The organism is Comamonas koreensis (genome assembly GCF_021026195.1).
Classification (GTDB): Bacteria; Pseudomonadota; Gammaproteobacteria; order Burkholderiales; family Burkholderiaceae_C; genus Comamonas; species Comamonas koreensis.
The window spans coordinates 249516-261225 of sequence record NZ_JAJNCT010000005.1 but is presented as its reverse complement, the minus strand read 5'-3'; the positions used below and the strand labels follow the sequence as shown (position 1 = coordinate 261225).

The window sequence follows — 11710 nt, the reverse complement described above, 5'->3', positions numbered from 1 at the left end:
ACTGCATGACCACGTTCCACACAACTCGCCGCCATGCCCTGGCAGCCATCGCCGCAGCCGCTGTCTGCTGCATGGCCAGCACGGCTGCCCAGGCGGCCGACGATACCGTCACCATCATGGTGGGCGGCATCAACAAGATCATCTACCTGCCCGCCAAGCTGGCCGAGTCGCTGGGCTACTTCAAGGAAGAGGGCCTGAAGGTCGAGCTGCAATCGCAGCCGGCCGGCGTGGATGCAGAAAACCAGCTGATCGCAGGGGCCGTGCAAGGCGTGGTGGGTTTCTATGACCACACCATCGACCTGCAGGCCAAGGGCAAGGAGATCCAGGCCATTGCGGTGTTCTGCAAGGTGCCCGGTGAGGTGGAGCTGGTCTCCACCAAGGCCGCAGCCGGCGGCTTCAAGTCGATGGCCGATGCCAAGGGCAAGACCTTGGGCGTCACCGGCCTGGGCTCGTCCACCGAGTTCCTGACCCGCTACCTGGTCGACAAGGAGGGCGTGGCCAGCAAGGATTACTCGCTGCTGCCCGTGGGCGCTGGCAACTCCTTCATCGCCGGCATGAAGCAGGACCGCATCCAGGCCGGTATGACCACCGAGCCAACCGTGTCGCAAATGCTCAAGACCGGCGACGCCAAGGTGCTGGTAGATATGCGCAGCGAAGAGGGCACCCAGGCCGCACTGGGCGGCCTGTACCCTGCCGCCAGCCTGTATGTGCGCAACGAATGGGCCGCCAGCCACAAGGACCAGGCGGCCAAGCTGGCACGCGCCTTTGGCAAGACCATGCAGTACATCAGCAGCCACAGCGCCGAAGACATCGCCGACAAGATGCCCAAGGACTACTACGGCAACGACAAGGAGCTGTATGTGGCGGCGCTGAAGGCCTCGCTGCCCATGTACACCAAGGACGGCAAGATGCCCGAAGGCGGCCCAGAGACGGTGCTCAAGGTGCTGTCGGCCTACAAGCCCAATGTGAAGAGCGCGCACATTGACCTGGCCAAGACCTATTCCAACGCCTACTTGAGCGCCAAGTAAATAAGAGCCCAGAGCGCTCTTGACGCGCAGCGCAGTGCGGCCCCGTGCCGCGCTGCGGCCCGCGCGCCCCACCACCCACTTTCGGGAGACCTCCATGTCCACCACCACCCAGGCGGTTGCCAGCCAGCAACCGTCCAGCACCGTGCAGCCCAAAAATGCCGCTGCCTCGGCAACCCAGGCCGATGCGGCCATTGAATTCGACAAGGTGTCGCTGCGCTTTATCGCGCCGGACGGCACAGCGACCTTGGCACTGCGCAACTTTTCGATGTCGGTGGCCAGGGGCGAATTCATCGCCATCGTCGGCCCTACCGGCAGCGGCAAATCCACCACCTTGAACCTGATCACCAGCTTGCTGCAGCCGACGGTGGGCGAGGTGCGCGTGATGGGCAAGAAGGTCGAGCAGATCGATCCCCGCATCGGCTTTGTGTTCCAGGCCGATGCCGTCTTCCCCTGGAAATCGGTGCGCGACAACGTGGCCGCCGGCCCCATCTTTCGCGGCACGCCGCGTGAGCAGGCGCTCAAGCTGGCCGACGAGTGGATCCACCGCGTGGGCCTGGCCAACTTTGGCAACCACTACCCGCACCAGCTCTCGGGCGGCATGCGCAAACGGGTGGCGCTGGCGCAGACCTTTATCAACCAGCCAGAAATCCTGCTGATGGACGAGCCCTTCTCGGCGCTGGATATGCAGACCCGCACCCTGATGCAGGACGAGCTGCTGCGCCTGTGGTCGGCCTCCGGTGGCTCGGTGGTGTTTGTGACCCATGACCTGGAAGAGGCGATTGCGCTGGCCGACCGCGTGTTTGTGCTGACGGCCCGCCCCGCCACGTTGAAGCGCGTCTACGAGATCGACCTGCCACGCCCGCGCGTGATGAGCGAGGTGCGCTACGACCCGCAGTTCATCGACCTGTCCAAGCGCATCTGGGATGACCTGCGCGAAGAAGTCCATATCCAGTAAACACAAGGCAAGGAACACACCATGTCTGAACTCACCCTGAACCCCGCTGCCTCCCGCCGCCTGGCACCCGCGTCGGCTGCGCCAGACCACACCCCCGCTGCCGTCAGCGATGCCGCGCTCGTGCAGGAATCGGTGGCCGCACAAGCAGCCATCAAGCGCCGCAAGGCCGTCATTATCGCTCTGCGCCTGCTGGTGCTGGTCGCCGTGCTTGGCGGCTGGGAAGTCTCGGCCCGCATGCAATGGATCGACCCCTTCTTCTACTCGATGCCCTCGATGATCTGGAACCAGATTGTGGAATGGATGCGCGACGGCACATCGCAAGGCCCGCTGTGGCAGCAGGTGCTGGTCACCCTGGAAGAAACGGTGATCGGCTTTCTGATTGGCTCCATCGCCGGCGTCATCTGCGGCATTGTGCTGGGCCGCAACAAGCTGCTGTCCGATGTGTTCTCCATCTATATCCAGATCGCCAACTCCATCCCCCGCGTGGTGCTGGGCTCGGTGTTTGTCATTGCGCTGGGCCTGGGCATGGCGTCCAAGGTGGCGCTGGCTGTCGTGATGGTCTTCTTTGTGGTGTTTGCCAATGCCTTCCAGGGCGTGCGTGAAGCCGACAAGTACATGATTGCCAATGCCCAGATCCTGGGCGCATCGCCGCGCCAGGTCACCATGTCGGTGGTGATTCCTTCTGCCATGTCCTGGATTCTGGCCAGCCTGCATGTGAGCTTTGGTTTTGCGCTGGTCGGCGCTGTGGTGGGCGAGTTCCTCGGCGCCAAGGAAGGTATCGGCCTGCTGATCTCCACCGCGCAGGGCGCATTCAACGCCAGTGGCGTGTTCGCCGCGATGATCGTGTTGGCCGTGGTGGCCCTGGGCGCCGACTTCTTGCTGACCCGCCTGGAAAAACGCCTGCTCAAATGGCGCCCTGCCGCCTTCTAATGCACTGACCTTTGTCGACCCTTATGCAAGCGCGGCCCTGGCCCGCTTGCCCGTCTCCTCGCCGGTGGAACAAGCGCTCTCTCGCTTACCGGCCTTACGCCAGCTCCGCCAACCGAGCTGGCGTTTTTTTGTCTGGGGTTAGCGGGTAGGTCTCAGAGAAGCGGCTCAAACCTGGGCCAAGCCACCATCGACAAACAGCTCGGTTCCCGCGATGAACTTCGCCTAGGGCGAAATGAGGAACAGCAACGCGTCTGTACTTTGCCCTTGTCCTTGGCCGCTCAGCGCGGCAGCGCAAACTCCCCCAACCGTGCACGCAGATGCTCGGACAAATGTTCGACCAAGGTGGCCACCCGCGCCGTGCCATGCTGCTTGCTGGGGTAGACCAGGGACAGCGGGCGCGGCGCAGGCTCCAGGCCGGGAAGGATTCGGACCAGCTCGCCGCGCGCAATCGCGTCCATCACCTGGTAGTGCAGAAAACGGCCAAACCCCTGGCCGGCGATGCAGGCGGCGATATTGCCGCCGACGGTGTTGCAGCGCATGCGGCCCTTGACTTTGACCCGCTCCAGCCGGCCCTGGTGAACAAACTCCCACAGATTGGCGTCGCCCACACCGCCAAACTCTATGCAGGGCAGGGCGGCCAGGTCTTGCGGCTGCTGGGGCATGCCGCAGGCGGCGACCAGGGCGGGGCTGGCTGCAATCACCTGGTGGATATCCACGACATGGCGCGCCACCAGGCTTGAATCGGGCAGCGGCGCAATGCGCACGGCCAGGTCCAGGCCTTCTTCGACGAGGTTGACCACGCGGTCCAGCAGCAAGAGCTGCACGTCCACCAGCGGATAGCGCTGCAGGTAGCTGGCCACCAGCGGCGCCACATGCAGCTCTCCAAATTTGACCGAGGCCGTCAGGCTGATGCTGCCCGAGGGCTCGGCCTGGGCCCGGCGCATCGCCTGTTCCGAATCGGCAACCGCAGCGCGGATGGCCAGCGCATGCACGCGGTAGGCCCGGCCCTCATCGGTGATTGCCAGGCGCCGGGTATTGCGGTTGAAGAGGCGCACGCCCAGGTGCTTCTCCAGCGCGGCCAGGGTGCGCACCACGCTGGGCAGGGACAGCTTCAGTGCTTCGGCAGCGCGGGTCAGGCTGCCCAAATCGGCAATCGCAAGAAAGACGTCGATGGCGTGGAGGCGGTCCATGGTGCGGGTGATTGCTGCAAAAAGTGGAAGAATCAAATCAATTTTCTGGCATTTATCACGGTTGAGTAAATAGATAAATTTACTTCCGTGGCGGCAAATCCCGTTTTCTTTGACAACGCCGCCGCAAGGATCCTCTTCAAGAACTCATCCCGATCCGTGTCCAAACCACTGGGCGAGGGTTCTGCAGACGATCCATAAAGGACTATTTATGAAAACCGTCATCGTTGTCTTTTCCGATCCCCAATCCGGCACGCAAGAAGCGCTGGGCCGCGTCGTGAACGCGCTGTTCCTGGCCTATGAACTCAAGGAAAAGAACCGGGACTTTGACCTGGTGTTCCAAGGCACGGGCGTGCGCTGGCCTGCCGAGCTGGTCAAGCCTGAGCACCCCGGCCATGCGCTGTACGAAGCCGTGCTGGACCACATCGTTGCCTGCGGCGGCTGCGCCGACGTGTTTGGTGCGGGCGCAGGCCTGGCACCTACCGGCATTGCGCTGGTGCGCGACAAGACCATCCCTGGCACCACCGGCGTGCTGGATCTGTCGCGCCACCTCGACGCCGGCCACACCTTGGTGACTTTTTAAGTCTGCTTGCTGACACCCGTGGTGACCGCACACCTGACAAGGAGCTTCTATGGACGACAACATCTTTCACGCTGGCGAACGCCTGGTGCAGGAGCGCACGGGCGAGCGCGGTACCGCACGCATCAACAGCCAAGGCATCAGCCCCGCCATTCCGGCGGCCGCGCGCAACTTTGTCGGCCAGCAACGCTGGTGCGTGGTGGGCGCGGCCGATGCTGCAGGCGCCATGTGGGCTTGCCTGCTGAGTGGCGAGCCCGGCTTTGTGCAGGCCAGCGATGACCTGCGCCGCCTGCAGGTGGCCAGCAATGATCCGCAGGGCGTGCTGGCCAGCCTGGCCCCGATCGCCGATCTGCAGCCCGGGCAACCCATTGCCGTGCTGTTGATCGAGCTGCAGACCCGCAGGCGCCTGCGCATCAATGGCCATGTCAGTCAGGGATCTGCACATGCATCGGCGCAGGCGCTGGACCTGACGGTGGGCCAGGCATTTGCGCTCTGCCCCCGCTACATCCAAAAGCGCGAGCTGCTGCCGCCGGAGGCAGCCTCCGCACCCGACAACAGCGGCACAGCTGCCACCTCGGGCACGCAGTTGGACGAAGCCGCTTCCGCCTGGATTGCTGGCGCCGACACCTTGTTCATCGCCAGCCTGGGCCCCAGCGAGGACGCCGATGTATCGCACCGGGGTGGCCGGCCTGGCTTTGTGCAACAACTGGGCCAGGTGCTGCGCATCCCTGATTTCAACGGCAACAGCATGTTCAACACCCTCGGCAATCTGGAGCTGGAGTCGCGCTGTGGTCTGGTGTTTCCGGACTTCGAAGGCGCGCGCCAGCTGCAGCTGAGCGGCCATGCGCGTGTCCATTTTGGTGTCGAGGCCGACATCGACCAGACAGGAGGAACCGGGCGCTGGATCGAGTTCCGGGTGGACAGCTGGCGCAGCACGCCGCTGAACCTGCCCCATCACTGGCGCCTGCTGGAAGCCTCGCCCTACATCCCTTGAGCGTGTTATGGAACCCCTGACCAGCCCGGACCTGGTGGTCGCTGAAAAGCAAGCCATCACCACCGACCCCGTGCGCCTGGTGCTGCGCCACTCCCAAGGCCGGATGCAGCACCTGCGCTCCTGATCGGCGGCGGTATCGGGATCACCCGCTTGCTGCGCATGGCCGAGCAGCTGCAGCAGCAAAGGCAGAGCTTTGCCTTGCACCAGCGCTGAATCTTTGAGCGGCCACCGCGCAAAGTTGCGGGTGGCTGTGTCTGCCGCAGCGGGGCGCTTAGCAGTTCAGATCATGGAAGCGCTTGCGCGCCTTGTACAGATCGAGCTCGGCCTGGGCCAGGTCGTTGGCCGCCGCTGTTTGCACCGACTTTTTGAGCCCGGGCAGGCGGTTGTCCAGGCGTGCGCATTCCAGCTTGTCGGCGGGGCTGAGTTTGAAGCGGCGCTGGTGCACCTGGTACGCATCGGCGCTCATCCCTGTCAGGGGCTGGATGGCTTCTGCAAAGGCAGCGTTGCGTTCAGCGCGCTGCACGTCCTGGCCCTTGCGGCTCTTGCCCGTCATCTTGTCCATGCCCTGGGTGGGAGTGGCGTCGATTTCCGTCGCGCCTACACAGGGCGCATCCGAGTAGCCCACGCGCCCAGCCGTTTCGCAGCGGTACACGGGCTTTTGCGCAACGGCAGGCGCTGCGCAGCAGACGAGGGCCAGCAGCAGCAGCGAGCGCGTGGATTGGCAACGGCTTGCATGGCGCGTGGTGCAGAACAAGCGCATCGACAGACCTTTAGCGATCCATCACGCCACCGCTAGCGTGCCACGGCAACCGGGGAAGGTCGAGCAGCCCCAGAAGGACTTGCCGGCATTGGCACCCTGGCGTGCGGTGCGCAGCTCCATCGCGGCGCTGCAGCGCGGGCAGGCGGGTTGGGCAGGGGCAGGGCTGGTTGCAACAGGGGCGGCAGCCGAGGCCGTCGCAACGGCAGTGCGCGCTGGCGCTGCAGCCGAGGTGCCGCTGGCTTGCGTAGCCTTGGGGCCGTTGACCAGCGATTGGCGCGCGCGCTGCACCATCGCAAACAGCTGGTGGCCATCGACCAGGGTGATATTGCGACCGCGTGCAAATTCCTGGGCGTCGTTGCTGAACCGGCCGGAGGTGACCACAAAGCCGCCTGTTGCGCCCCTGGCGGCCATCACGCCATAGAGCTCGCGCACGGTGGCAACGCCCACGCGCTGGGCTTTCCACTGCTTGCACTGCACGAGAAATTTTTCACGGCCCTTGAGCAGCACCAGGTCCACGCCGCCATCGGGCCCGTTGCCGCCCAGCTCGATGATGCGAAAGCCCTGCAGCCGGTAGGCCTCGCCCACCAGCAGCTCAAACTCACGCCAGCTGATGCCGTCGAGCGCCGCAGCGTCTTGCGCCTGTGCCACTGTGCTGACCAGGGCCTTGCGCTGCTTTCTGCGCCAGGCCGACATGGCGGCGGCTATCAAGCACATAAAGGGCAGCAGGTACTGGCCGATGGACGCCAGCCCAAAGATGAAGCCCTTTTGAATCACCGCTGCCATCATGTCGCCGGGGCGGCCTGCGAGGTCTGCCGTTGGCGGCACTACGGCCAGACGGTGCAGGAACACATAGCTGGCTCCCGCCAGTGCCACACAGATCCACCAGGGGAGCAGCGCCAGCAGATCCAGCATGTCTTCAAACCCGCTGCTCTTCTTGCGCCTAGCCATGGTGTCCCCCTCTCATTGGTTTGTGATGAATACGCTTCTCATGCGGCATGCTGAATGCTGTGCAGCGCTTGAGCATATGCGCTGCACAGCGTCTTATACCTAGGGTAAAAAATGTATCTGCGCGATCTTACGTATGGCTGACGCCGTGGCCAGCGCTGTCCCCTTGGTGAAGCTTTTGGTGGATCCAGCGGTCCACACCCCAAGGCCCGCAGCCTTGAACGATCAGCACGATGGCCATCAAGATATAGCCGCTCTCAGGCAGGTAGAGCAGCCAGCTGTACCAGGTCAGCAGGTTGAGGTTGGCGGGGATCTGGTGCAAGCCCACCGTGAAGAGTGCAACGGTGCTGATGCACAGGAGCACCGAGGCACTGAGGCGGGTCAGCAGGCCGATGGTGAGCAAAAGGCCAAAGACCGTCTCACACGCTGCCACAAACACCGCCATGAACTGGGGGAACGGAATGCCCGCATCGGTGATGGTCTCCAGCATGAGGACCTGGTTCGCGGGCACAAAGAGTTTGTTGAAGCCGGAGGCGAAGAAGAACAGACCAAAGGCAATGCGGATAAGGGCCAGGGGCGTAAAGAAGCCGCCGCCTGGCGACGACAGCAGCGCTGAGTAACGGGACATGCAGAACTTTCTGAGCAAAGGTCTGGCTTGGGGGCAAGGCCTTTGCCAAAGTTCCTGATGTAGCTAGCCATAGCTGTTACTGGTTTGCGGGGCGCGCTGGTGTTGTGGGAGAGCCAGAGCGCAGCAGACGGGCGCACGAATTTTTTCAACTATTTTTCAATCCAGGTGATCACTTTTTGGATCTCGTTCGGTGTACAGGGCAATGGCGCTATGCAGTGCCGCTTTCTTTTCCCCAGATCACCAGGACGACGAACCATGACTCTCTCTTCCCAACGCCGCAGCCGGCGCCGCGAACGCTTTGCGCTGGCTTTGCTGCAGGGCGCCATCCGCGCCACCCTGGCTGGGGGCAGCGCTGCAGGCCTGGCGCTGGCGGCACCCTGGGCCCTGGCGGCAGAGCCGGCAGCTGGCGCCAGGCACTACGCCATTGCAGCGGGCCCGCTGTCCGATGTGCTGGCGCAGTACGCGGCAACGGCCGGTGTGCAGCTGGTGTTTGAGCCGTCCACGCTGGCGGGCCTGCGCAGCAGTGGCCTGCAAGGCAGCTATGGCGAGGCGGAGGGCTTTGCCCAGCTGCTGCGCGGCAGTGGCTTTGAGGTGGTCAAGCAAGGTGGCGCGACCTATCTGCTGCGCAAGCTGCCAGCGGCCAACCCTGCGGCAGCGGCCAGCACGGCGGCATCGGACATGACCCTGAACACGGTCACCGTGACGGCAGCGGCCCACCGCAGCGGCACCACCGAAGGCACCGGAAGCTATGCGGCAACCCAGTCCAGCACCAGCTCCAAACTCAACCTGAGCCAACGCGAAAACCCGCAGACCCTGACGGTGATCACCCGCGAGCAGATGGACGATGCCGGCATGACCTCGGTCGATGACGCGCTGCGCGCAGTGAGCGGTGTGTTTGCGGTCGATGGCGGCAGCATTGGCAGCAATTACTACAGCCGGGGCTTCAGCATGCAGGCCCAGGTCGATGGCATGGCCACGCCTTCGGGCATCGACAGCGGCAACCGCTCGCCCAAGTTCGACAGCGCCTTTGTCGACCGGGTCGAGGTGCTGCAAGGCGCGGCCGGTTTGCTGGCGGGTGCCGGCAGCCCGGGCGGCACGGTCAACATGGTGCTCAAGCGCCCGACCGATACCTTCCAGGCGCAGGGCGAGGTGCAGCTGGGTTCCTGGAAAGAGCGACGCTTGGTGGGCGATGTGTCCGGCCCGCTGATCGACTCGGGCGTGATCCGGGGCCGCCTGGTGGCCGTGTCGGATAACAGCGAGTCCTTTACCGACTATGTCTACCGCGACCGCTATGCGGTCTACGGCATTGTCGAGGCTGACCTGGGCCCCACGACCACGTTGAGCGCTAGCGTGCAGCTGCAAAAGGACACCAGCCGGGGCCATTTTGGCGTGCCGCTGGCGGCCGATGGCAGCGACGCCGGCCTGCCCCGCTCGTCCTTCTGGGGCGATGCCGACCACCGCTCGGTGCGCGACTACAACATCTACACCGTGGGCCTGAGCCAGCAACTGGCCGGCGCCTGGAGCCTGAAGGCCAACTACGCCTGGCAGAAGACCAATAACGACATCGAGAACTTCAGCAGCCTCTCGGGCAGTTTGAACCCTGTTACTGGCGATGGCCTGTTCATCGGCAGCCGCCAGCGCAACTACACCTCGGTGATGCATGCCAATGTGGTCGATGTCTATGCCACCGGACCCTTTGATTTTCTGGGCCGCCGCCATGAGTTGACCCTGGGTGTCAACGGCACCAGCTACCGCGATGAGAACGCCGGCACCGGCTACTCGTCCACCACGCCTATCAATGTCTACCGCTTTGACCCCGAAGGCCTGGGCCCCATCCCCGATGGCCTGCGCGCATCGACCAGCAAGACTAAGACCAGCAATATGGGCGTCTATGGCGTCGCGCGCTGGAGCCTGACCGACTCGCTCAAGCTGATCACCGGCACCCGCATCAGCAACTACGAGCGCAAGAACAGCTTGACCGGTGTGGTTGCGCCCAAGGAGAAGGGCGTGGTCACGCCCTATGCCGGGCTGGTCTACGACATCAATGCCCAGTACTCGGCCTACTTCAGCTACTCGGACATCTTCAACCCCCAGACCAACCGCAGCCAGGATGGCAATGTGCTCGACCCGGTCGTGGGTGCCAACTACGAGGTGGGTATCAAGGGCGAGTTGCTGAACAAGCGCCTCAATGTGTCGGCTGCGCTGTTCCGCCTGGCGCAGTCCAACCTGGCCGTGCTTGATGACTCGGTGCCCAACAACCCCAGCAATGCCTGCGGTGGTGCCTGCTACACCGCAGCGGGCAAGGTCGTCAGCCAGGGTATCGACCTGGGCGTGAACGGCCAGGTGAGCCGCGAACTGAACCTGGCAGCAGGCTATACCTATACCTCGGCCGAGTATGTGGCTGGTCCGCAAAAGGACCAGCGCTTCCGCACCGAGCAGCCGCGCCACAGCATGCGCCTGGCCGCCAACTACCAGCTGCCGGGTACCCAATGGTCGCTGGGCGGCAATGTGTCTGCCACCAGCAAGGCTTATAAAAACGGCGGTTCGGGCGCCAATGCCTGGACCATTGAGCAGGGCGCGCTGGTGCTGGTGGGCCTGAACGCCAAGTACCGCATTACCCCCAAGACCCAGCTGAACCTGGTCGTCAGCAACCTGACCGACCGCAGCTACCGCCACCTGTATGGCCGCGAGTACGCGCCGTTTGGCGAGCCGCGCAAGTTCAGTGCTAACCTGCGCCATGATTTCTAAGCCACCCATGCGCTTGTCCACCCTCTACCCAAGCGCCTGCGCGGCGCTGCTGGCCGGCTTGCTGGCCACGGCGCCGCAAGCCTGGGCGCAAACCGCCCAGCAAGGCGCTGCGGCCGCTGCGGCCGCTGCGGCCACGCCCAGCACTGCAGCCACCCCGGCCAGCCCCTATGTGATGCCTGCCACCCAGGTCTGGGACATGCCATCGGACAGCGGCGAGGTCTACCGCATCTTTGTCTCCGCGCCGGAGAAGGGTGAGCCCCCCAAGGGCGGCTACCCGGTGCTCTATGTGCTCGATGGCAATGCCTACTTTGGCTCGTTTGCGCAGGCGCGTTGGGTGCAGGACTACCTGCCTGTTGGCAAGGCCATCATCGTGGGCGTGGGCTACCCGGGCGACAAGGCCTGGGATGTGCGCCGCATGGCTGATTACACGGCGCAACTGCGCGAGCCGCTGTCGCCCGAAGTGCGCCCTTTTGCCCAATACAAAAGCGGTGCGCGCGCGCCGTTTCTGGATTTCCTGACCGGCAAGCTGCGCCGCGAGATCGCCCAGCGCTACCCCGTCAACCTGGAGCGCCAGTCGCTGTTTGGCCATTCGTTTGGTGGGCTGTTTGCGCTCTATGCGCTGTACGAGCGCCCCCAGGCCTTTGAGGCGATTGTGGCCGCCAGCCCCTCGATGGAGTGGAACGGCCAGAGCATTCTGGACGAGGAGCGCGTGTTCCGCGACAAGGTGCAGGCCGGCAAGCTGGGCGCCACCAGCCGCCTGATGGTGGTTGTGGGCGACCGCGATGCCGATGGCGATCCCGAATCGGCCCGCATGCTGGCCGAGCGCCTGGAAGCGCTGTCAGGCTGGGGCCTGCGCGTGCGGTTGCAGCGCTACCCCAATGAGGTGCATGCCAGCGTGCCAGCGCAGGCGGCGAATGACACGATGCGCTTTGCGTTTACCTTGCGCTAGGGTGTT

The 11710-nt window shown here is 64.2% G+C and carries 11 protein-coding genes; 7 read left to right on the top strand and 4 right to left on the bottom strand.

All coding sequences use genetic code 11. The annotated features are described in order from the left end of the window. Positions 1-71 precede the first annotated feature (71 nt). The 3 genes from LPW39_RS03305 (at position 72) to LPW39_RS03295 (ending at position 2913) form a co-directional block, all read left to right on the top strand. Positions 72-1028, top strand: a complete 957-nt coding sequence (locus tag LPW39_RS03305; protein ID WP_407928800.1) for an ABC transporter substrate-binding protein — start codon at positions 72-74, stop codon at positions 1026-1028. A gap of 94 nt (positions 1029-1122) precedes the next feature. Continuing rightward, positions 1123-1983, top strand: a complete 861-nt coding sequence (locus LPW39_RS03300) for an ABC transporter ATP-binding protein (RefSeq protein WP_230771308.1) — start codon at positions 1123-1125, stop codon at positions 1981-1983. A 21-nt stretch (positions 1984-2004) separates the two neighbouring features. Next, entirely contained in the window at positions 2005-2913 is a 909-nt protein-coding gene (locus LPW39_RS03295) for an ABC transporter permease (RefSeq protein ID WP_230771306.1), read from the top strand. 278 nt (positions 2914-3191) lie between these two features. On the opposite strand, the gene LPW39_RS03290 is transcribed toward LPW39_RS03295, so the two are convergent. After that, positions 3192-4103: a LysR family transcriptional regulator gene (locus LPW39_RS03290; protein WP_230771304.1), complete on the bottom strand. Its 912-nt coding sequence runs from the start codon at positions 4101-4103 to the stop codon at positions 3192-3194. A gap of 208 nt (positions 4104-4311) precedes the next feature. On the opposite strand from LPW39_RS03290, the gene LPW39_RS03285 reads away from it, so the two are divergent. Next, positions 4312-4683 (top strand): DsrE family protein, encoded by a 372-nt coding sequence (locus LPW39_RS03285; protein WP_021026377.1) that lies wholly within the window; start codon positions 4312-4314, stop codon positions 4681-4683. A gap of 49 nt (positions 4684-4732) precedes the next feature. Then, positions 4733-5674 carry a pyridoxamine 5'-phosphate oxidase family protein gene (locus tag LPW39_RS03280; RefSeq protein WP_230771302.1) on the top strand — a complete coding sequence of 314 codons (942 nt, stop codon included), beginning with the start codon at positions 4733-4735 and terminating at the stop codon, positions 5672-5674. A 271-nt stretch (positions 5675-5945) separates the two neighbouring features. Here LPW39_RS03280 and LPW39_RS03275 read toward each other — a convergent pair whose 3' ends face one another. The 3 genes from LPW39_RS03275 to LPW39_RS03265 form a co-directional block, all read right to left on the bottom strand. Next, positions 5946-6434, bottom strand: a complete 489-nt coding sequence (locus LPW39_RS03275) for a DUF4124 domain-containing protein (protein WP_230771300.1) — start codon at positions 6432-6434, stop codon at positions 5946-5948. Between the two features lie 21 nt (positions 6435-6455). Continuing rightward, positions 6456-7382: a restriction endonuclease gene (locus LPW39_RS03270; protein WP_230771299.1), complete on the bottom strand. Its 927-nt coding sequence runs from the start codon at positions 7380-7382 to the stop codon at positions 6456-6458. A 127-nt stretch (positions 7383-7509) separates the two neighbouring features. After that, the gene (locus LPW39_RS03265; RefSeq protein WP_230771297.1) at positions 7510-8007 is read right to left on the bottom strand and encodes a DoxX family protein; all 498 of its coding nucleotides are present in this window, start codon (positions 8005-8007) and stop codon (positions 7510-7512) included. A 255-nt stretch (positions 8008-8262) separates the two neighbouring features. Here LPW39_RS03265 and LPW39_RS03260 point away from each other — a divergent pair, with 255 nt between their 5' ends. After that, on the top strand, positions 8263-10755 hold the full coding sequence (locus LPW39_RS03260) for a TonB-dependent siderophore receptor (protein WP_230771295.1): 2493 nt from the start codon (positions 8263-8265) through the stop codon (positions 10753-10755). Between the two features lie 7 nt (positions 10756-10762). Then, a complete protein-coding gene (locus LPW39_RS03255; RefSeq protein ID WP_230771293.1) occupies positions 10763-11704 on the top strand; it encodes an alpha/beta hydrolase in 942 nt (313 codons plus the stop codon). The last annotated feature ends 6 nt before the right edge of the window (positions 11705-11710 follow it).